Source organism: Klebsiella pneumoniae complex sp. WS1778, from assembly GCF_049472055.1.
Taxonomy (GTDB): Bacteria; Pseudomonadota; Gammaproteobacteria; order Enterobacterales; family Enterobacteriaceae; genus Klebsiella; species Klebsiella quasipneumoniae.
The window spans coordinates 564,810-584,044 of the sequence record NZ_JBKGTJ010000003.1; the positions used below are offsets into that span (position 1 = coordinate 564,810).

A 19,235-nucleotide genomic window follows, 5' to 3' on the forward strand; every position below is an offset into this window, starting at 1 on the left:
GGCGCGTAGCGATCCGGGCCTGTAAAACCCGTAGGCCGGGCAAACGCAGTGCCGCCCGGCAAAACAGGCAAACGAGGTTCTTATGTCCGTACTCGATCTAAACGCGCTTAATGCATTGCCGAAAGTGGAACGCATTCTGGCACTCGCGGAAACCAACGCCCAGCTGGAAAAGCTCGACGCCGAAGGGCGTGTGGCCTGGGCGCTGGAAAACCTGCCGGGAGACTATGTGCTGTCGTCAAGCTTTGGCATTCAGGCGGCGGTGAGTTTGCACCTGGTGAACCAGATCCGCCCGGACATTCCGGTGATCCTTACCGATACCGGTTACCTGTTCCCGGAAACCTACCAGTTTATTGATGAGCTGACGGATAAACTCAAGCTGAACCTGAAGGTCTACCGCGCGGCTGAAAGCGCGGCCTGGCAGGAGGCGCGCTACGGCAAGCTGTGGGAGCAGGGCGTTGAGGGCATTGAGAAATACAATGAGATCAACAAGGTTGAACCGATGAACCGGGCGCTGAAAGAGCTCAACGCGCAGACGTGGTTTGCCGGTCTGCGCCGCGAGCAGTCGGGCAGCCGGGCTACGCTTCCGGTGCTGGCGGTCCAGCGCGGGGTGTTCAAGGTGTTGCCGATTATCGACTGGGATAACCGGACGGTGTATCAGTACCTGCAAAAGCACGGGCTGAAATACCATCCGCTGTGGGATCAGGGCTATCTGTCGGTAGGCGATACCCACACCACCCGCAAATGGGAGCCGGGCATGGCAGAAGAAGAGACCCGGTTCTTCGGGCTTAAACGCGAGTGCGGATTGCACGAGGGTTAATAGCGCCTCCTGAGGGAAGGGGGGGCATGAGAACACGCGGGTGATGCCGCGTGTTCATTTGCAGCCGTCAGCTTTTCTTCTCCACCTTCGCCAGCTCTTTCACCAGCGGCAGCATCACTTTCACGACATCGCGCCCGCGATGCTCGATCCGTCCCGGCAGCGCGTGGTCGATATACTGCTGATTATCCAGCTGCACGTCATGCCAGCTGATGCCCTGCGGGAAGCTGCGCGATTTGCTCCGCTGCTGATAGCCATCTTTCTTGCCTAATGACCAGTTGGTCGCTTCCACCGACAGCACCGGGATCCCCGCGTTGTCGAAGACGCTGGCGTCATTACAGCAGCTGGTGCCTTTCGGGTAAGCCGGATTGAGTCCCGGATTGGTGTAGGCGGCAATGCCTTTGCTGCGGGCGATAGCCAACGCGCGATCGCGGGTCAGCTTGCGTACCGAGGCCGGCGTGCGGCGGCCGCTGTTGAAGTAAAGCTTATCGCCCACCACCAGGTTATCGAGATTGATCACCAGCAGGGTATTTTTCTTTTCCGCCTCGCTCATCCGCTGCAGCAGGTTTTGCGCGCCGAGACGACCTTCCTCTTCGCCGCTGGTGGCGATAAAGCGAATGCCATAGCGGGTGGGGACGTTCTTTAAATGCTCCGCCAGCTCCAGCATCACCCCGAGCCCCATCGCGTTGTCGTCAATTCCCTGCAGCGTCAGGCCGCCGAGGTTATTTTCGACGTCTTTATCGCTCTGCGGCGCGTAGGTATCAAGGTGCGCCATGATGATGATTTGCTGGCGAGACTGGCCTTCATGGGCGGCGATCACCGTACTGCCGGTGGCGTTATGCCAGTTTTTACGCTGGTTGCTGTCGGTATAGATGTAGCGGGTATTGAAGCTCCGCACGTCGCTCTGATAGCCCATCCGGGCGAACTGCTGGCGCAGATAGTCAGCTGAGAGCATTTCCGGGGGCGTTCCGGTCATGCGTCCCGGGAAGACGGTGGCGATATGGCGAGCCTGACTACTGGCGGTGTCGCCCAGCGCGCAGAAGGCGGGGGCGGCGGCGAAAACAAAACCGGTGCCGAGCGCCAGCGGAAGCAGACGGCGGCACAACGCGGAAAACATAAGGGGTCCTTACACGAACGAGACAATTTGACGCGTACAGTATGAAACTGTGACTGCGGTTAAACAATTTCAATTGCTCTTAAATAGCGGAAAAATAGCGTGTTAAGCACTTTTTGATATTTGGATTTCCATCGCGTTATTCCTTTGCGTCACAACTCATTCCATTTCGTAATTTCATTTGCTCTAAGGCGCACCCTATAGTCGCAGTATCGCTGATTGTAAGAGAGTTGTTACCCCGTGGATTACTTGCCCCTTTTTGCCGAACTGAAACAAAGGCCCGTACTGGTGATCGGCGGCGGTGAGATTGCCGAGCGCAAGATCAAGTTCCTGCTGCGAGCCCAGGCGCAGGTGCAGGTGGTCGCCGGGACGTTGTCTCCGGCGCTGGCCGATCTGGCGGCGCGCCAGGCGCTTAGCTGGCGGGCGACGGAATTTAGCGACGCTCTGATGGACGATGTCTTTCTGGTGATTGCCGCCACGGAGGACGAGGCGCTTAACCAGCGGGTGTTTGCGGCGGCTAACGCGCGCTACCGACTGGTCAACGTAGTGGATAACCAGGCGCTGTGCTCGTTTGTTTTCCCTTCTATCGTCGACCGTTCGCCGCTGCTGGTGGCGATCTCCTCCAGCGGGAAAGCGCCGGTGCTGTCGCGCATTCTGCGCGAAAAAATCGAAGCGCTGCTGCCGACGAACCTCGGGCGTCTGGCGGAATCGGCGAGCTACTGGCGCAACCATCTGAAAACCCGTCTGACGACCACCGAAGCGCGTCGCCGCTTTTGGGAGCGGGTCTTTACCGGTCGCTTCGCCAGCCTGATGGTGGCGGGCAACGCTGCGGAGGCGGAAAAGGCGCTGCAGGATGAGCTGGATAAGCCCGAACGCGAAACGGGTGAAATTATTCTGGTAGGGGCCGGACCGGGCGATGCCGGGCTGCTGACCCTGCGTGGCCTGCAGGCGATCCAGCAGGCGGACGTGGTTTTCCACGATCATCTGGTGACCCAGCCGGTTCTCGAGCTGGTGCGCCGCGATGCCGAGCTGGTTTGCGTCGGCAAACGCGCCGGCGAGCACTCGGTGCCGCAGCATGAAACCAATCAGCTGCTGGTGGAGGCGGCGAAGGCGGGGAAAACCGTCGTGCGCCTGAAGGGCGGCGATCCGTTTATTTTTGGCCGCGGCGCAGAAGAGCTGCAGGCTGCCGCCGAGGCGGGGATCCCGTTCCAGGTGGTGCCTGGCGTCACCGCAGCCGCCGGCGCGACGGCCTACGCCGGTATTCCGCTGACCCATCGCGATTATGCGCAAAGCGCCGTCTTTGTCACCGGGCACTATAAGCCGGACAGCGCCCCCTTCGACTGGTCGCTGCTGGCGAAGAGCCAACAAACGCTGGCGATCTACATGGGCACCATGAAGGCGGCGGAAATCAGCGCCCAGCTGATCGCCCACGGTCGCGACAGCGACACGCCGGTGGCGGTGATATCCCGCGGTACCCGCGACGATCAGCAGACGATAACCGGCACATTGCAACAACTCGAACACCTGGCGAAAGACGCCCCGATGCCCGCCCTGCTGGTGGTCGGCGAAGTGGTGCAGCTGCATCAGCAGCTCGCCTGGTTTCAACATACATCATCCGCCGAGGGGTTTAACTCTTCGGTGGTCAATCTGGCTTAAGGAACGGTTATGGACCAAAAACGACTCACTCACCTGCGGCAACTGGAGGCGGAAAGCATCCATATTATTCGTGAGGTGGCCGCCGAATTTTCTAACCCGGTGATGATGTACTCCATCGGGAAAGATTCCAGCGTAATGCTGCATCTGGCGCGCAAAGCGTTTTATCCGGGAACCCTGCCGTTCCCGCTGCTGCACGTCGATACCGGCTGGAAATTCCGTGAGATGTATGAGTTCCGCGACCGTACCGCCAAAGCCTATGGCTGCGAGCTGCTGGTGCATAAAAACCCGGAAGGGGTGGCGATGGGCATTAACCCGTTCGTCCACGGCAGCGCCAAGCATACCGATATCATGAAAACCGAAGGGCTGAAGCAGGCGCTGAACAAATACGGCTTTGACGCCGCATTCGGCGGCGCGCGCCGTGATGAGGAGAAATCCCGCGCCAAAGAGCGCATCTACTCCTTCCGCGACCGCTTCCACCGCTGGGACCCGAAAAACCAGCGTCCGGAGCTGTGGCACAACTACAACGGCCAGATTAACAAAGGCGAAAGCATCCGCGTCTTCCCGCTCTCCAACTGGACCGAGCTGGATATCTGGCAGTACATCTATCTGGAAAACATCGAAATCGTGCCGCTGTATCTGGCCGCTGAGCGCCCGGTGCTGGAGCGCGACGGCATGCTGATGATGATCGATGACGACCGTATCGATCTGCAGCCGGGCGAAGTGATTGAAAAGCGGATGGTGCGTTTCCGTACCCTCGGCTGCTGGCCGCTGACCGGCGCAGTGGAGTCTGAAGCGCAAACGCTGCCGGAAATTATTGAAGAGATGCTGGTATCCACCACCAGCGAACGTCAGGGGCGCGTCATTGACCGCGACCAGGCCGGCTCGATGGAGCTGAAGAAACGTCAGGGGTATTTCTAAGGAGCCGCCATGAACACGACCATTGCCCAACAAATTGCTAATGAAGGCGGCGTAGAAGCTTATCTGCACGCGCAACAGCACAAGAGCCTGCTGCGTTTTCTGACCTGCGGCAGCGTCGATGACGGTAAAAGCACCCTGATTGGCCGTCTGCTGCACGATACCCGCCAGATCTATGAAGATCAGCTCTCTTCGCTGCATAACGACAGCAAGCGCCACGGCACCCAGGGCGAAAAACTGGACCTGGCGCTGCTGGTGGATGGCCTGCAGGCCGAGCGTGAGCAGGGCATCACCATCGACGTGGCCTATCGCTATTTCTCCACCGAGAAGCGCAAATTTATCATCGCTGACACCCCGGGGCACGAGCAGTACACCCGCAATATGGCCACCGGCGCGTCCACCTGCGATCTGGCGATCCTGCTGATCGACGCGCGCAAAGGCGTGCTGGATCAGACCCGTCGTCACAGCTTTATCTCAACCCTGCTGGGCATTAAACACCTGGTGGTGGCGGTCAACAAAATGGATCTCGTCGAGTTTAGCGAAGCGCGCTTCAACGAGATCCGTGAAGCTTACCTGACCTTTGCCGAGCAGCTGCCGGGCAACCTCGATATCCGCTTTGTACCGCTGTCGGCGCTGGAGGGCGATAACGTCGCCAGTCAGAGCGCGAACATGCCGTGGTACAGCGGCCCGACCCTGCTGGAAGTCCTCGAAACCGTGGAGATCCAACGGGTAGTAGAGAGCCAGCCGCTGCGCTTCCCGGTGCAGTATGTTAACCGTCCGAACCTCGATTTCCGCGGCTTCTCCGGTACGGTCGCCTCCGGCACCGTGCAGGTCGGCCAGCGCCTGAAGGTGCTGCCGTCGGGCGTCGAATCGAGCGTAGCGCGGATCGTCACCTTCGACGGCGATCTGCAGGAAGCCGCCGCCGGGGAAGCCATTACCATTGTGCTGAAAGATGAAATCGACATCAGCCGCGGCGACCTGCTGGTTGACGCGCAAGCCACGCTGCCGGCGGTGCAAAGCGCCAGCATCGACGTAGTATGGATGGCCGAGCAGGCGTTGACCCCGGGGCAGAGCTACGACATCAAAATCGCCGGTAAGAAGACCCGCGCCCGCGTGGACGCTATCCGTTACCAGGTGGATATTAACAACCTGACCCAGCGTGAAGTCGAGTCTCTGCCGCTGAACGGCATCGGGCTGGTGGAGCTGACCTTTGACGAACCTTTAGTGCTGGATCCGTATCAGCAAAACCCGGTGACCGGCGGGCTTATCTTTATCGATCGTCTGACCAACGTCACCGTCGGCGCCGGGATGGTCAACGAGCCGCACCTGCAGGCGTCGACGTCGGCATCGCAGTACAGCGCTTTCGAGCTGGAACTGAACCAGCTGATCCGCAAACACTTCCCGCACTGGGACGCCCGCGACCTGCTGGGAGGCAAATAATGGCCCAGCATGACGAAAACGTCGTCTGGCATGCCCACCCTGTGACCCAGCAGCAGCGGGAACAGCATCACGGCCATCGCGGCGTGGTGCTGTGGTTTACCGGCCTTTCGGGGTCGGGTAAATCCACCGTTGCCGGGGCGCTGGAGGAAGCCTTGCATGAGCGCGGCGTCAGCACCTATCTGCTGGACGGCGATAACGTGCGTCATGGCCTGTGCAGCGACCTGGGATTCAGCGATGAGGATCGCAAAGAGAACATTCGCCGCGTCGGTGAAGTGGCCAGGCTGATGGTCGATGCCGGGCTGGTTGTATTGACGGCATTTATATCTCCGCACCGCGCGGAGCGACAGATGGTGCGCGAGCGCCTGGGGGAGGGACGCTTTATCGAAGTGTTCGTCGATACCCCGCTGGCCATTTGCGAGGCGCGGGATCCGAAAGGATTGTATAAGAAGGCGCGGGCAGGGGAATTACGCAATTTTACCGGCATAGACTCGGTCTATGAGGCACCGGAAAAGGCGGAAATTCATCTGGATGGTGAACAATTGGTAACAAATTTGGTGCACCAACTATTAGACCTGCTGCAACAGAGCGATATTATCAGATCCTGAAACGGCAGCGGCATCGAGGGGTGCCGGTTGCCCGGTCTACAGGATTCGATATGCGCAATACCCAGAACCTCAGTATTATTCGTTCAGAACCGCCTCCGGCGACCGGCGACGAGACCACCTGGTCTTTGTCGGGCGCTGCCGTGGGCTTTATTTCATGGCTGCTGGCGCTGGGTATTCCCTTCCTTCTCTATGGCAGTAATACACTTTTCTTCCTCCTCTACACCTGGCCATTCTTCCTTGCGTTGATGCCAGTGGCGGTGGTGGTCGGTATTGCGCTGCACTCTCTGCTCAATGGCAAACTGCTCTATAGCGCCAGCGCGACCATCCTGACCGTCGGGCTGATGTTTGCGCTACTCTTCCTCTGGCTGTTGGGATAACCCGTTTCTGGTATGAATCAAGCATGGGTATCAGCGGCAAAAATATGGTACAGTCCCCGCGTTACGCGGCATCGTCCGCGCGCCCCGGTAGCGTACCCGGGCGAGTTTTGGGATGATGATGCCGTTTTTCAGGGGGCAGGATGGGTAAACTAACGCTGCTATTATTAGCTTTGCTGGTCTGGCTACAGTATTCGCTGTGGTTCGGTAAAAACGGCCTGCATGACTACACGCGGGTTAACGACGACGTCACCGCCCAGCAGGCGACTAACGCCAAATTAAAAGCACGCAACGATCAGCTGTTTGCCGAAATTGACGACCTCAACGGCGGTCAGGAAGCGATCGAGGAGCGTGCGCGCAATGAACTCAGCATGACCCGCCCGGGCGAAACCTTCTATCGTCTGGTACCGGATGCGTCTAAACGCAACCAGGCATCGGGGCAACAGCAGAACAATCGATAACCAGGCCCAGGATTACGACATGGCAGCCACTTTTCCGGGCATTTGCGCCGTGGTGCCGGCAGCCGGTTTTGGCCGCCGCATGCAAACGGAATGCCCGAAACAATATCTCTCAATCGGTAACAAAACGATTCTCGAACACGCGGTCGCCGCGCTGCTGGCGGATCCGCGCGTCCAGCGCGTGGTGATTGCCGTCAGCCCCGGCGATCGGCGCTTCAGCCAGCTGCCGCTGGCCCAGCACCCGCAAATTACCGTCGTGGATGGCGGCGCCGAGCGCGCCGATTCGGTACTCGCCGGCCTGCAGGCGTTACCGGAAGCGCAGTGGGTGCTGGTGCATGACGCCGCGCGCCCCTGCCTGCATCAGGATGACCTCAGCCGCCTGCTGGCACTCTGTGAAACCAGCCGCGTCGGCGGGATCCTCGCGGCCCCGGTGCGCGACACCATGAAGCGCGCCGAGCCGGGCAAAACCGCCGTCGCCCATACCGTCGATCGTAATGACCTGTGGCACGCGCTCACCCCGCAATTTTTCCCTCGCGAGCTGCTGGTGGATTGCCTCACCCGGGCGCTGAACGAGGGGGCCACCATCACCGATGAAGCCTCGGCGCTGGAGTATTGCGGCTTCCATCCGCAGCTGGTCGCCGGACGCGCTGATAATATTAAAGTGACGCGCCCGGAAGATCTGGCGCTGGCGGAATTTTACCTCACCCGTTCCCGACACCAGGAGAAAGCTTAATGCGAATTGGACATGGTTTTGACGTACACGCTTTTGGCGGTGAAGGCCCAATCATCATTGGCGGGGTACGCATTCCTTATGAAAAAGGGCTGCTGGCCCACTCCGACGGCGACGTCGCGCTGCATGCGCTGACCGACGCGCTGCTGGGCGCTGCGGCGCTCGGCGATATTGGCAAGCTGTTCCCGGATACCGATCCGGCGTTTAAAGGCGCCGACAGCCGCGAACTGCTGCGCGAAGCGTGGCGCCGCATTCAGGCCAAAGGCTATACGCTCGGCAACGTCGACGTCACCATTATCGCCCAGGCACCGAAAATGCTGCCGCATATCCCGCAAATGCGTGTCTTTATCGCTGAAGATCTCGGCTGCCATATGGACGACGTCAACGTGAAAGCGACCACCACCGAGAAGCTGGGCTTCACCGGCCGCGGGGAAGGGATCGCCTGCGAAGCGGTCGCGCTGCTGCGTAAGGCCGACAAATGATCGCCTTTGACCAACTGACCTGGCTGCACGGCAAGCCGCAGAGCAGCGGGCTGCTGAAAGCCAATCCGGAAGATTTTCTGGTAGTGGAAGACCTGGGCTTTGCCCCGGACGGCGAAGGCGAGCACGTGCTGGTGCGGATCCTTAAAAACGGCTGCAATACGCGCTTTGTCGCCGACGCGCTGGCGAAATTCCTCAAAATCCATGCCCGTGAAGTGAGCTTCGCCGGGCAAAAAGATAAGCACGCCGTCACCGAGCAGTGGCTGTGCGCTCGGGTGCCCGGCAAAGAGATGCCGGATCTGAGCAAATTTCAGCTTGAGGGCTGCCAGGTACTGGAATATGCCCGCCATAAGCGTAAGCTGCGATTAGGCGCGCTGAAGGGCAACCAGTTTACCCTGATCCTGCGCGAGATTAGCGATCGCCAGGAGGTGGAGACGCGTCTGCAGGCCATCGCTGAACGGGGCGTGCCAAACTATTTCGGCGCTCAGCGCTTCGGCATTGGCGGCAGTAACCTGCAGGGCGCGCTGCGCTGGGCGGAGAGCGGCGCGCCGGTGCGCGATCGCAATAAGCGCAGTTTTTGGTTGTCGGCGGCCCGCAGTGCGTTGTTTAATCAGCAAGTCAGTATTAGATTAAAAAAAACGGAATTTAATCAGGTTGTTGATGGCGATGCGCTACAATTAGCGGGGCGTGGGAGCTGGTTTGTCGTCACACCGGAAGAACTCGAGGTTTCGCAGGCGCGGGTGCACAACCGCGAACTGATGATCACGGCTGCGCTACCGGGCAGCGGCGACTGGGGAAGCCAGCGCGACGCCCTGGCCGCCGAGCAGGCCGCCATCGCCGAGGAAACCTCGCTGCAGACACTGTTGGTGCGGGAGAAAGTCGAGGCGGTGCGCCGGGCGATGCTCCTCTATCCGCAGCAGTTGAGCTGGAACTGGTGGGATGATGTAACCGTTGAACTGCGTTTCTGGCTGCCGGCGGGCAGCTTCGCCACCAGCGTGGTCAGGGAGCTTATCAATACAACGGGTGACTATGCGAATATTGCTGAGTAACGATGACGGGATCCATGCGCCGGGGATACAGACCCTGGCGAAGGCCTTAAGGGAGTTTGCCGAGGTCCAGGTGGTTGCACCCGATCGTAACCGCAGCGGGGCTTCGAATTCGCTGACGCTGGAATCGTCATTGCGCACCTTTACCTATGAAAATGGCGATATCGCCGTCCAGATGGGGACGCCGACGGACTGCGTCTACCTTGGCGTGAACGCGCTGATGCGCCCGCGCCCGGACATCGTCGTTTCCGGCATCAACGCCGGACCCAACCTGGGCGATGACGTCATTTACTCCGGCACCGTGGCGGCGGCGATGGAAGGCCGCCATCTGGGGTTCCCCGCGCTAGCCGTGTCGCTCAATGGCTATCAACACTACGACACCGCCGCGGCGGTGACCTGTACTCTCCTGCGCGGACTCAGCCGTGAACCGCTGCGCACCGGGCGGATCCTCAACGTCAATGTCCCGGACCTGCCCCTTGATCAGATCAAAGGCATCCGCGTGACCCGCTGCGGCAACCGCCATCCTGCCGACCAGGTGATCCCGCAAAAGGATCCGCGCGGCAATACCCTGTACTGGATAGGCCCCCCGGGCGATAAGCGCGACGCCGGGCCGGGCACCGATTTTGCGGCAGTGGATGAAGGCTATGTTTCCGTTACGCCATTGCACGTCGATTTAACCGCCCATCAGGCGCATGAGGTGGTCACCGATTGGCTGGAACGTGTCGGGGTTGACAGGCAATGGTAAGTAAACGTGTTGAAAGTTTGTTGAATCAACTGCGCACGCAGGGCATCGTCGATGAACGTGTCCTCGAGGCGATCGCGCGCGTCCCGCGCGAAAAGTTTGTTGATGAAGCCTTTGAACATAAAGCGTGGGAAAACACCGCGCTGCCGATTGGCCAGGGGCAAACCATCTCCCAGCCGTACATGGTGGCGCGGATGACCGAGCTGCTGACGTTGACGCCGGAGTCGCGGGTGCTGGAGATCGGCACCGGTTCCGGTTACCAGACGGCCATCCTGGCGCATCTGGTGCATCACGTTTGCTCGGTAGAGCGAATTAAGAGTTTACAGTGGCAGGCGCGTCGTCGCCTGAAACAACTTGATTTACATAATGTTTCAACCCGTCATGGCGATGGGTGGCAAGGTTGGCAGGCGCGGGCGCCGTTTGATGCCATTATTGTGACGGCGGCGCCGCCGGAAATACCGACCGCGCTGCTGGCGCAGCTGGATGACGACGGCGTGCTGGTACTGCCGGTTGGCGAGGAGCATCAGTTTCTCAAACGGATCCGTCGCCGGGGCAACGAATTTATCATTGATACCGTCGAGGCCGTTCGCTTTGTTCCCCTGGTGAAAGGGGAGCTGGCCTGAGACCCGGATTATTCCAGGTTTTTTTTGCCTGACTTTAGGCGTAGGGTGGACACATTTTTCAGTGTCCTGGCCGGGCGTCGCCCGGTAAGCAAGATATTGGCAGTTAACATATTCCTGGGGGATAAATGAGCGCGGGAAGCACCAAATTTACCGTCAGCCGTATTGCGGCTCTTTCACTGGTTTCACTCTGGCTGGCCGGATGTACCAACACCAATAATCCGCCTGCGCCGGTCAGCTCTGCCGGCGGCGCCGCCTCTTCCAGCACCAACTCCGGCATGTTGATTACGCCGCCATCCTCCGGCGTCAAGTCTGCTCCTCAGGCGCAGCCGATCCAGCCGGTACAGACCCAGACCATTCAGCCGCAGCCAATGGCGCAGGAGCCGGTGCAGACGGTGAATGGCAAGATCGTTTATAACCGCAAATATGGCGATATTCCGAAAGGTAGCTATACCGGCGGCAGTACCTATACGGTCAAACGCGGCGACACGCTGTTCTATATCGCCTGGGTCACCGGCAACGATTTCCGTGACCTGGCGCAACGCAACAATGTCCCGGCCCCGTACGCCCTGAACGTCGGCCAGGTGCTGCAGGTCGGCAACGCTTCAGGCCAGCCGATCACCGGTGAAAATGCCGTTTCTCAGGCCAGCGCAAGGGCGAGCGGCGGTGCGACGGCCACCACAACTTCTGCACAAAAATCGACCGCGGTGGTTGCTTCACAACCGACTATTACGTATTCTGAATCCTCAGGTGAACAAAGTGCTACCAAGATGTTGCCTAATAATAAACCAGCGACCACGACCTCGACGGTCGTCGCGCCGGTGACGGCACCAACAACGGTGAGCACAACCCAGCCGACTGCAAGCAGTACGTCAACCAGTTCGCCGATCTCATCATGGCGCTGGCCGACTGATGGCAAAGTTATCGAGAACTTTAGTGGCGCGGAAGGCGGCAATAAAGGTATCGACATTGCAGGCAGTAAGGGACAGGCTATTGTCGCGACCGCCGATGGGCGCGTCGTCTATGCCGGTAACGCACTGCGCGGCTACGGTAATCTTATTATCATCAAACACAACGATGATTACCTGAGTGCCTACGCTCATAACGATACCATGCTGGTTCGGGAGCAACAGGAAGTCAAAGCGGGGCAGAAAATCGCTACCATGGGTAGCACCGGAACCAGCTCAACAAGATTACATTTTGAAATTCGTTACAAGGGGAAATCCGTCAACCCGCTGCAGTACTTACCGCAGCGATAATTTGGCAAAGTACGGATAAGCGAAGCATTAGCTAACAGGCGCCAGGGCGGTGTCTATGCGCCTCTCGCAGAGAGGAGTAGGGGAAATCGTCCTGGCGTCTTTTGTTGATGCACCGTGGAAGGTGCTTTGCTCAGGGATCACGGGTAGGAGCCACCTTTATGAGTCAGAATACGCTGAAAGTTCATGATTTAAATGAAGACGCGGAATTTGATGAGAACGGAATTGAGGTTTTCGACGAGAAGGCCTTAGTAGAAGAGGAACCCAGTGATAGCGATCTGGCTGAGGAAGAGCTGCTGTCGCAAGGCGCAACGCAACGCGTGCTTGACGCCACTCAGCTTTATCTTGGAGAGATTGGTTATTCCCCACTGCTGACCGCGGAAGAGGAAGTCTATTTCGCGCGTCGCGCACTGCGTGGTGATGTCGCTTCACGCCGTCGCATGATTGAAAGCAACCTGCGTCTGGTGGTGAAGATTGCCCGTCGTTACAGCAATCGTGGTCTGGCGCTGCTGGATCTGATTGAAGAAGGTAACCTCGGCCTGATCCGCGCCGTTGAGAAGTTTGACCCGGAACGTGGGTTCCGTTTTTCGACCTATGCGACCTGGTGGATCCGCCAGACCATTGAACGGGCGATCATGAACCAAACCCGTACGATCCGTTTGCCGATCCACATTGTCAAAGAGCTGAACGTCTATCTGCGTACCGCGCGCGAGTTGTCCCATAAGCTGGACCACGAGCCGAGCGCGGAAGAGATTGCCGAACAGCTGGACAAACCGGTCGATGACGTCAGCCGTATGCTGCGTCTGAACGAGCGCATCACCTCGGTGGATACCCCGCTTGGTGGCGATTCAGAAAAAGCGCTGCTGGATATTCTGGCCGATGAGAAAGAGAACGGCCCGGAAGACACCACGCAGGACGATGATATGAAACAAAGCATCGTTAAATGGCTGTTCGAACTGAACGCCAAGCAGCGTGAGGTTCTGGCTCGTCGTTTCGGTCTGCTGGGTTATGAAGCCGCCACCCTGGAAGATGTGGGCCGTGAAATTGGCCTCACCCGCGAGCGTGTGCGTCAGATCCAGGTGGAAGGTCTGCGTCGTTTGCGGGAAATTCTGCAGGGGCAAGGACTGAATATCGAAGCGCTCTTCCGCGAATAAGATCTTTTCTCTCAAAAAGGCCCCCTCGAAAGTCGGGGCCTTTTTCTTTGCGCTAGCCGCGGCGGGTTTCCTGCAGATGGCGCCAGACAATTTTCCCTTCCGCTTGCTGAAAAATCGCCGTCGACCAGCGTACGTTCTCACTGCCATCCGCCAGCGTTTGGCGTTCACGGTATAGCACGGCGGCGCCGTCTTGCCACTCGCTGATGATTTTCGTCTGATCCACCACGATGTGTAATCCCGGACGGCTTGCGCCCGCCTGGTGGAAAAAACGGCTCACCGTCGGGTAGTCCATCTTCTCGCCGCTCAGAGGGATCATAGTGAATTCGGCGGCAAAACGGCTCATCAGCGCCTCAGCGCTCCCTTCCCCCTGGCTTAACCAGCGTTCGATAAGGACATGGGCGTCGAGGACTTCCTGCAGATACGGGTTCATGACTTCTCCAGAGTGGTGTGCAGGCGATGGATAATCGCCCGATTATTCAGCCGCAGGCAACACAGCAGCGGCAACAGGGTTATGGCGGCGGCGCAGCTAAACGCGCCTTGCCAGGCGTAGGCCGGCGGGAATATCCTCAGCAGCAGAGCGAGCAGCGCGCTGCCGGCAAAGAAGCTGAGCTGGCGGTTAAGGTTCCACAGCGCGCTGGCGTCAGGCATCTCTTCGCCAGGCGTATGCAGGAAAGCGCTGCTTTGCGCGGTGCTGCTGCATAAGCTACCTCCGCCGCCCATCAGCGTAAAGGCCAGAATCAACAGCGCCAGCGGGCTGTGCGCATCGACCTGCAGCAGCAGCAGGATCCCTGCCGCCTGAAGCAGGCAGCCGACTATCACCAGAGGCCGCGGTCCGAAGCGGTTGAAATACCTGCCGGTAAAGGTGATGGCGACAAACGAGGCCAGCGACCAGGGCACCATCAGGGCGCCAATGGCCCCCGGCGCCATCCCGGTGACGCGTTGCAGGTAGAACATTCCCACGACGTTGACGCCAATAAACATTCCCGGTACGCAGAGATAAATAAGCATGGCGAAGCGCAGGAGAGGATCGGCCAGCAACGACAGCGGGAGCAAGCGGGCCGGCCGGACAGGGGCGGAGGTGTCGTTCAGCCATCGCGCCGCCAGCATAAAGGTAAGCAGGGCGACAGGCAGGCTGGCGAAAAAGACCCAGCGCCAGCTGAAGGCCTGGACTAGCAGACCGCCGATCGCCGGCGAGCAGGCGGGCGCCAGCAGGCCGACCAGCATCACCGCCGCCGATAGCTTCGCCCGCTCCTGCGGCTGAAACAGCGGCCAGGTCAGCGCCTGACCGAGGGGGATTAGCAGCCCGCCGCCCATCCCCTGCAACGTCCGCCAGAAAATCAGCGCACCCAGGCTGTGGGCCAGCCCTGATGCCAGCGCGCCGAGGCTGAACAGCCCCAGCGAGAGTAAAAACAGCCGTTTTGGTCCACAGCGCTGGCTGAGCCAGGCGCTGAACGGCACGACGACCGTCAGGCCAAGAATATAGGCATTGCTGACCCACGCCAGCTGCGAGACGGATACCGCCAGCGCGTGGCTGATAGCCGGGAAGGCGATGCTGGCGATAAACATATTGATTAAGTCGAGAAAAAAGCCGAACAGAAAAACGGTGGCAACGCGGTGGCGATAGGTCATGATTCACTCCCTCAGACAGGCGGCTACTGTAAACCCGGCGCCACGGGGGATAAACGGGGTGAATCGGGATATACTGTCTGAATATTTTTGACAATCATCCGGACGACGATGCTAAACCTTCAGCGCGTGACCATGTTTATCGCCGTGGTGGACGCCGGCAGCTTCACCCAGGCCGCCGCGGCGCTGGGGCAGACCAAAGCGGTGGTCAGCTTTAACGTAAGGCAACTGGAAAATGAGCTGGGGGTGACCCTGCTGCTGCGCTCGACGCGACGTCTGCGGCTCACTGACGCCGGGGCGCTGTTCTATCAGCGTGGGGTGGCGCTGCTGAAAGCGGCGGAAAATCTGCAGGATGAGGTTCGGGCCAGCCATAGCGGTTTAAGCGGAGAGCTGCGGATCACCACCACGCCGGAGTATGGCGCACAGGTTATCATCCCGGCGCTGGCGGCGTTTTCCCGTCATCATCCGGCGTTACGGGTGCGGCACGTCTCGTCCTCCCATCATGCGGATCTTATCTCCGAACGATTTGACGTGGCGATACGCCTCGGCACGTTGGCCGATTCCCGCTACCGGGCGACGCGGATTGCCAGTTTTGCGATCCTGCCCGTCGCCTCACCGGCCTGGCTGGCAAGCCATCCGCTGCAGACGCTGTCCGATCTGGCGCAAGCTGACTGGATTATTCACGAGCGTCTGCCGGCGCCGCTGCGCTGGCAGCTGCGAACGGATGAACAGGCAGAGGTGGATTTTACGATAGTCAACGCGCCACGGTTTTCAGCCGACAGCGCCACGGCGCTAATGAGCTTTGCTCTGGCCGGATGCGGCGTCGCTTTGCTGCCTGCCTGGCTGGTGGCCGGGAAACTGGCGCAGCGGGAGCTGGTGGCTGTCCTGCCGGAATACCATTTCCCGCCGCAGGGCGTGTATGCCCTTTATCCCGATGCGCAGCATATGCCGACCCGGGTGCGGGCGTTTATCGACTTTCTGCGCGAACAGCTTGGCTAGGCGCTTGCTCAGGGAACCATCATTTTACGCACCAGCCGGGAGAACTGCTCGCGTTCATCATCGCTCAGGCGGCCGAGAAACTCGTCATCGACCTCATTGCCTTGCGGAATGGAACGGTTAAGCAGCGCCTCGCCTTCGTCGGTCAGATAGACAAAACGGCGGCGTTTATCGGCCGGATCGTGCTCCCGGCGCACCAGGCCGCGCGCTTCCATCCGGCTGAGCATCTCCGCCAGCGTGGCCTTAGTACTGACCGCCGCTTCAATCAGCACCACCTGTTCGATCCCCGGCTGCTCGGCAACCGAGCGCATCACCGCATACTGAGGCTTAGTCAGGTCCGGTAACGCCTGCTGCCAGCGGGCGGTATGTTGTTGAAAAAGCTGGCGCAGCAGGTGGAATGCTTCGTTTCGTAACTCCATGAATACTCCGTAACAAAACTGTCACCTCTATGATAGCTGTTCGTACGCCTTTTTATACCTTTTCCCTGTTTGATTAAAAATGCGCACGTATACGAACGATCTTGTTATTTGAATCAGGAGGGGGTAATTTAAACATAAAGTTCGTGTACGAACAAAGTGAATGAGGTGTGAAATGAAACTGATTATTGGGATGACGGGGGCCACCGGGGCTCCGCTTGGGGTGGCATTGCTGCAGGCGCTGCGCGATATGCCGGAGGTGGAAACCCATCTGGTGATGTCGAAATGGGCCAAAACCACCATCGAGCTGGAAACGCCGTGGACGGCACGGGAAGTGGCCGCGTTGGCGGACTTTTCCCACAGCCCGGCCGACCAGGCCGCCACCATCTCATCAGGTTCATTTCGCACCGACGGCATGATCGTTATTCCCTGCAGTATGAAGACGCTGGCGGGCATTCGCGCGGGCTATGCCGAAGGGCTGGTGGGCCGCGCGGCGGACGTGGTGCTTAAAGAGGGGCGCAAGCTGGTGCTGGTCCCGCGGGAAATGCCGCTCAGCACGATCCATCTGGAGAACATGCTGGCGCTGTCCCGGATGGGCGTGGCGATGGTGCCGCCGATGCCGGCTTACTACAACCACCCGGAAACGGTTGACGATATCACCAACCATATTGTGACCCGGGTGTTGGATCAGTTTGGCCTCGACTACCACAAGGCGCGCCGCTGGAACGGCTTGCGTACGGCAGAACAATTTGCACAGGAGATCGAATAATGGCTTTTGATGATTTGCGCAGCTTTTTGCAGGCGCTGGATGACCAGGGACAACTGCTGAAAATCAGTGAAGAGGTGAACGCTGAGCCAGACCTGGCGGCGGCGGCCAATGCCACCGGACGCATCGGCGACGGCGCCCCGGCGCTGTGGTTCGATAATATTCGCGGCTTTACCGACGCCCGGGTGACGATGAACACCATCGGCTCGTGGCAGAACCATGCCATCTCGCTGGGCCTGCCGCCCAACACGCCGGTGAAAAAGCAGATTGATGAATTCATCCGCCGTTGGGATAACTTCCCGGTGACGCCAGAGCGCCGCGCCAACCCGGCATGGGCGGAAAACACCGTGGATGGCGACGATATCAACCTGTTCGATATTCTGCCGCTGTTCCGCCTCAACGATGGCGATGGCGGGTTCTACCTCGACAAAGCCTGTGTCGTTTCGCGCGATCCGCTTGACCCTGACAACTTCGGTAAGCAAAACGTCGGTATCTACCGTATGGAAGTGAAAGGCAAGCGCAAGCTCGGCCTGCAGCCGGTGCCGATGCACGATATCGCCCTGCATCTGCATAAGGCGGAAGAGCGCGGGGAAGACCTGCCGATCGCCATTACCCTCGGTAACGACCCGATTATCACCCTGATGGGCGCCACGCCGCTGAAATACGATCAGTCAGAATATGAAATGGCCGGCGCGCTGCGCGAGAGCCCGTATCCCATCGCCACCGCGCCGCTGACCGGCTTTGACGTGCCCTGGGGTTCGGAAGTGATCCTCGAAGGGGTGATTGAAGGCCGCAAGCGTGAGATAGAGGGGCCGTTCGGTGAGTTTACCGGCCACTACTCCGGCGGTCGTAACATGACGGTAGTGCGCATCGACAAAGTCTCGTATCGCAGCAAACCGATTTTTGAATCGCTCTATCTCGGTATGCCATGGACCGAAATCGACTATCTGATGGGCCCGGCCACCTGCGTGCCGCTGTATCAGCAGCTGAAGGCAGAGTTTCCGGAAGTGCAGGCGGTCAACGCCATGTACACCCACGGTCTGCTGGCGATCATCTCCACCAAAAAACGCTACGGCGGCTTTGCCCGCGCGGTGGGACTGCGGGCGATGACCACTCCCCACGGCCTCGGCTATGTGAAGATGGTGATTATGGTTGATGAAGACGTCGACCCGTTCAATCTGCCGCAGGTGATGTGGGCGCTCTCCTCTAAGGTTAACCCGGCGGGAGACCTGGTGCAGTTGCCGAACATGTCGGTCCTTGAACTTGACCCAGGCTCCAGCCCAGCGGGCATCACCGACAAACTCATTATCGACGCCACCACCCCGGTTGCGCCGGACCTACGCGGCCACTACAGCCAGCCGGTGCAGGATCTGCCGGAAACCAAAGCCTGGGCTGAAAAACTGACCGCCATGCTGGCCAACCGTAAATAAGGAGAAGAAGATGATTTGTCCACGTTGCGCCGATGAAAAGATTGAAGTCATGGCAACATCGCCGGTGAAAGGGGTCTGGACTGTGTATCAGTGCCAGCACTGCCTTTATACCTGGCGGGATACCGAGCCGCTGCGCCGCACCAGCCGCGAGCACTATCCGGAAGCGTTCCGGATGACGCAGAAAGATATTGATGAGGCGCCGCAGGTGCCGCACGTACCGCCGCTATTGCCGGAAGATAAGCGTTAATGAAAAGGGCCCGCTAAGGGCCTATTTCATTTGGGCTATTTTACCGGCCATATTAAAACTGGGCAGTGCGCAAACTGCCTGCGACAAATACGCCGACTGGGATAATCTCTCAGTCGGTTTTTTTATATTTCGCAGAATGATAAAAGTTATTTACTCATTAAATCCAGAAATTATGTAAAGGGGTAATATAATGGGGCGCTTTTGCGAGTCGGCTTCCAGATCAATATAAAATCCGTCTGATTAATTCCTTGCAGATAAATTTCACGCCCTGACGAGTATAGAATAGCGGCGGGTGCTTGAGGCTGTCTGGCCTTGAGCAAGACCAGGACCCCAGACAGACGAAAGCCCCAG

The 19,235-nt window shown here is 59.1% G+C and carries 22 protein-coding genes; 18 read left to right on the top strand and 4 right to left on the bottom strand.

All coding sequences use genetic code 11. From position 1 onward, the window contains the following. The first annotated feature begins 82 nt into the window (after window positions 1-82). Window positions 83-817 (top strand): phosphoadenosine phosphosulfate reductase, encoded by a 735-nt coding sequence (cysH, locus tag ACLEXF_RS17295; RefSeq protein WP_004205586.1) that lies wholly within the window; start codon window positions 83-85, stop codon window positions 815-817. Window positions 818-884: 67 nt separating this feature from the next. On the opposite strand, the gene ACLEXF_RS17300 is transcribed toward cysH, so the two are convergent. After that, on the bottom strand, window positions 885-1,931 hold the full coding sequence (locus ACLEXF_RS17300) for an aminopeptidase (protein WP_017899183.1): 1,047 nt from the start codon (window positions 1,929-1,931) through the stop codon (window positions 885-887). A gap of 246 nt (window positions 1,932-2,177) precedes the next feature. On the opposite strand from ACLEXF_RS17300, the gene cysG reads away from it, so the two are divergent. The 13 genes from cysG (at window position 2,178) to rpoS (ending at window position 13,403) form a co-directional block, all read left to right on the top strand. Further along, complete coding sequence (cysG, locus tag ACLEXF_RS17305; protein WP_407259982.1) at window positions 2,178-3,584, top strand: siroheme synthase CysG; 1,407 nt, start codon at window positions 2,178-2,180, stop codon at window positions 3,582-3,584. 9 nt (window positions 3,585-3,593) lie between these two features. Further along, window positions 3,594-4,502: a sulfate adenylyltransferase subunit CysD gene (cysD, locus tag ACLEXF_RS17310; RefSeq protein WP_002915160.1), complete on the top strand. Its 909-nt coding sequence runs from the start codon at window positions 3,594-3,596 to the stop codon at window positions 4,500-4,502. Between the two features lie 9 nt (window positions 4,503-4,511). Then, complete coding sequence (gene cysN / locus ACLEXF_RS17315) at window positions 4,512-5,939, top strand: sulfate adenylyltransferase subunit CysN (protein ID WP_004205589.1); 1,428 nt, start codon at window positions 4,512-4,514, stop codon at window positions 5,937-5,939. Then, window positions 5,939-6,544, top strand: coding sequence for an adenylyl-sulfate kinase (gene cysC / locus ACLEXF_RS17320; RefSeq protein WP_002915158.1), 606 nt, complete (start codon window positions 5,939-5,941; stop codon window positions 6,542-6,544). Before cysN ends, cysC begins: the two co-directional genes overlap by 1 nt. Window positions 6,545-6,594: 50 nt before the next feature. Continuing rightward, entirely contained in the window at window positions 6,595-6,921 is a 327-nt protein-coding gene (locus ACLEXF_RS17325; protein WP_004205590.1) for a DUF3561 family protein, read from the top strand. A 140-nt stretch (window positions 6,922-7,061) separates the two neighbouring features. Beyond that, window positions 7,062-7,379: a cell division protein FtsB gene (ftsB, locus tag ACLEXF_RS17330; RefSeq protein WP_002915156.1), complete on the top strand. Its 318-nt coding sequence runs from the start codon at window positions 7,062-7,064 to the stop codon at window positions 7,377-7,379. Between the two features lie 19 nt (window positions 7,380-7,398). Then, window positions 7,399-8,109, top strand: a complete 711-nt coding sequence (gene ispD, locus ACLEXF_RS17335; RefSeq protein ID WP_017899180.1) for a 2-C-methyl-D-erythritol 4-phosphate cytidylyltransferase — start codon at window positions 7,399-7,401, stop codon at window positions 8,107-8,109. Next, window positions 8,109-8,588 carry a 2-C-methyl-D-erythritol 2,4-cyclodiphosphate synthase gene (gene ispF / locus ACLEXF_RS17340; protein WP_004181093.1) on the top strand — a complete coding sequence of 160 codons (480 nt, stop codon included), beginning with the start codon at window positions 8,109-8,111 and terminating at the stop codon, window positions 8,586-8,588. Before ispD ends, ispF begins: the two co-directional genes overlap by 1 nt. Continuing rightward, window positions 8,585-9,634 carry a tRNA pseudouridine(13) synthase TruD gene (gene truD, locus ACLEXF_RS17345; protein WP_064795114.1) on the top strand — a complete coding sequence of 350 codons (1,050 nt, stop codon included), beginning with the start codon at window positions 8,585-8,587 and terminating at the stop codon, window positions 9,632-9,634. The genes ispF and truD overlap by 4 nt, the downstream gene beginning before the upstream one ends. Continuing rightward, window positions 9,615-10,376 (top strand): 5'/3'-nucleotidase SurE, encoded by a 762-nt coding sequence (gene surE / locus ACLEXF_RS17350; RefSeq protein WP_004205600.1) that lies wholly within the window; start codon window positions 9,615-9,617, stop codon window positions 10,374-10,376. The genes truD and surE overlap by 20 nt, the downstream gene beginning before the upstream one ends. Further along, a complete protein-coding gene (locus ACLEXF_RS17355; RefSeq protein WP_004205602.1) occupies window positions 10,370-10,996 on the top strand; it encodes a protein-L-isoaspartate(D-aspartate) O-methyltransferase in 627 nt (208 codons plus the stop codon). Before surE ends, ACLEXF_RS17355 begins: the two co-directional genes overlap by 7 nt. A 125-nt stretch (window positions 10,997-11,121) precedes the next feature. Beyond that, window positions 11,122-12,252, top strand: coding sequence for a murein hydrolase activator NlpD (gene nlpD, locus ACLEXF_RS17360; RefSeq protein WP_004205605.1), 1,131 nt, complete (start codon window positions 11,122-11,124; stop codon window positions 12,250-12,252). 158 nt (window positions 12,253-12,410) lie between these two features. Continuing rightward, window positions 12,411-13,403 (top strand): RNA polymerase sigma factor RpoS, encoded by a 993-nt coding sequence (gene rpoS / locus ACLEXF_RS17365; protein ID WP_002915106.1) that lies wholly within the window; start codon window positions 12,411-12,413, stop codon window positions 13,401-13,403. A gap of 52 nt (window positions 13,404-13,455) precedes the next feature. Here rpoS and ACLEXF_RS17370 read toward each other — a convergent pair whose 3' ends face one another. Continuing rightward, window positions 13,456-13,833 (bottom strand): DUF4440 domain-containing protein, encoded by a 378-nt coding sequence (locus ACLEXF_RS17370; protein ID WP_407259613.1) that lies wholly within the window; start codon window positions 13,831-13,833, stop codon window positions 13,456-13,458. Beyond that, window positions 13,830-15,032 (bottom strand): MFS transporter, encoded by a 1,203-nt coding sequence (locus tag ACLEXF_RS17375; RefSeq protein WP_004205608.1) that lies wholly within the window; start codon window positions 15,030-15,032, stop codon window positions 13,830-13,832. Before ACLEXF_RS17375 ends, ACLEXF_RS17370 begins: the two co-directional genes overlap by 4 nt. A 108-nt stretch (window positions 15,033-15,140) precedes the next feature. Between ACLEXF_RS17375 and ACLEXF_RS17380 the strand changes: the two genes are divergently transcribed. Continuing rightward, window positions 15,141-16,028: a LysR family transcriptional regulator gene (locus tag ACLEXF_RS17380; protein WP_064183179.1), complete on the top strand. Its 888-nt coding sequence runs from the start codon at window positions 15,141-15,143 to the stop codon at window positions 16,026-16,028. A gap of 8 nt (window positions 16,029-16,036) precedes the next feature. On the opposite strand, the gene ACLEXF_RS17385 is transcribed toward ACLEXF_RS17380, so the two are convergent. After that, window positions 16,037-16,444, bottom strand: coding sequence for a MarR family winged helix-turn-helix transcriptional regulator (locus tag ACLEXF_RS17385; RefSeq protein ID WP_023290815.1), 408 nt, complete (start codon window positions 16,442-16,444; stop codon window positions 16,037-16,039). Between the two features lie 172 nt (window positions 16,445-16,616). Here ACLEXF_RS17385 and ACLEXF_RS17390 point away from each other — a divergent pair, with 172 nt between their 5' ends. From ACLEXF_RS17390 to ACLEXF_RS17400, 3 genes are read left to right on the top strand one after another with little or no spacing between them, the layout of a single operon-like run. Then, entirely contained in the window at window positions 16,617-17,210 is a 594-nt protein-coding gene (locus ACLEXF_RS17390) for a non-oxidative hydroxyarylic acid decarboxylases subunit B (RefSeq protein ID WP_002915099.1), read from the top strand. Then, complete coding sequence (locus ACLEXF_RS17395) at window positions 17,210-18,637, top strand: non-oxidative hydroxyarylic acid decarboxylases subunit C (RefSeq protein ID WP_004205612.1); 1,428 nt, start codon at window positions 17,210-17,212, stop codon at window positions 18,635-18,637. The genes ACLEXF_RS17390 and ACLEXF_RS17395 overlap by 1 nt, the downstream gene beginning before the upstream one ends. Window positions 18,638-18,647: 10 nt before the next feature. Then, window positions 18,648-18,884, top strand: a complete 237-nt coding sequence (locus ACLEXF_RS17400; protein ID WP_002915098.1) for a non-oxidative hydroxyarylic acid decarboxylases subunit D — start codon at window positions 18,648-18,650, stop codon at window positions 18,882-18,884. Window positions 18,885-19,235: the final 351 nt, after the last annotated feature.

Coding starts and splice junctions, on each gene's coding strand:
- cysN (WP_004205589.1), top strand. CDS start 4,512: ATGAACACGACCATTGCCCAACAAATTGCTAATGAAGGCGGCGTAGAA.
- ACLEXF_RS17375 (WP_004205608.1), bottom strand. CDS start 15,032: ATGACCTATCGCCACCGCGTTGCCACCGTTTTTCTGTTCGGCTTTTTT.
- ACLEXF_RS17385 (WP_023290815.1), bottom strand. CDS start 16,444: ATGGAGTTACGAAACGAAGCATTCCACCTGCTGCGCCAGCTTTTTCAA.
- ACLEXF_RS17400 (WP_002915098.1), top strand. CDS start 18,648: ATGATTTGTCCACGTTGCGCCGATGAAAAGATTGAAGTCATGGCAACA.
- ACLEXF_RS17380 (WP_064183179.1), top strand. CDS start 15,141: ATGCTAAACCTTCAGCGCGTGACCATGTTTATCGCCGTGGTGGACGCC.
- ACLEXF_RS17390 (WP_002915099.1), top strand. CDS start 16,617: ATGAAACTGATTATTGGGATGACGGGGGCCACCGGGGCTCCGCTTGGG.
- ACLEXF_RS17395 (WP_004205612.1), top strand. CDS start 17,210: ATGGCTTTTGATGATTTGCGCAGCTTTTTGCAGGCGCTGGATGACCAG.
- ispD (WP_017899180.1), top strand. CDS start 7,399: ATGGCAGCCACTTTTCCGGGCATTTGCGCCGTGGTGCCGGCAGCCGGT.
- ACLEXF_RS17355 (WP_004205602.1), top strand. CDS start 10,370: ATGGTAAGTAAACGTGTTGAAAGTTTGTTGAATCAACTGCGCACGCAG.
- cysH (WP_004205586.1), top strand. CDS start 83: ATGTCCGTACTCGATCTAAACGCGCTTAATGCATTGCCGAAAGTGGAA.
- cysD (WP_002915160.1), top strand. CDS start 3,594: ATGGACCAAAAACGACTCACTCACCTGCGGCAACTGGAGGCGGAAAGC.
- nlpD (WP_004205605.1), top strand. CDS start 11,122: ATGAGCGCGGGAAGCACCAAATTTACCGTCAGCCGTATTGCGGCTCTT.
- cysC (WP_002915158.1), top strand. CDS start 5,939: ATGGCCCAGCATGACGAAAACGTCGTCTGGCATGCCCACCCTGTGACC.
- ACLEXF_RS17325 (WP_004205590.1), top strand. CDS start 6,595: ATGCGCAATACCCAGAACCTCAGTATTATTCGTTCAGAACCGCCTCCG.
- ACLEXF_RS17300 (WP_017899183.1), bottom strand. CDS start 1,931: ATGTTTTCCGCGTTGTGCCGCCGTCTGCTTCCGCTGGCGCTCGGCACC.
- rpoS (WP_002915106.1), top strand. CDS start 12,411: ATGAGTCAGAATACGCTGAAAGTTCATGATTTAAATGAAGACGCGGAA.
- ftsB (WP_002915156.1), top strand. CDS start 7,062: ATGGGTAAACTAACGCTGCTATTATTAGCTTTGCTGGTCTGGCTACAG.
- truD (WP_064795114.1), top strand. CDS start 8,585: ATGATCGCCTTTGACCAACTGACCTGGCTGCACGGCAAGCCGCAGAGC.
- ACLEXF_RS17370 (WP_407259613.1), bottom strand. CDS start 13,833: ATGAACCCGTATCTGCAGGAAGTCCTCGACGCCCATGTCCTTATCGAA.
- surE (WP_004205600.1), top strand. CDS start 9,615: ATGCGAATATTGCTGAGTAACGATGACGGGATCCATGCGCCGGGGATA.
- ispF (WP_004181093.1), top strand. CDS start 8,109: ATGCGAATTGGACATGGTTTTGACGTACACGCTTTTGGCGGTGAAGGC.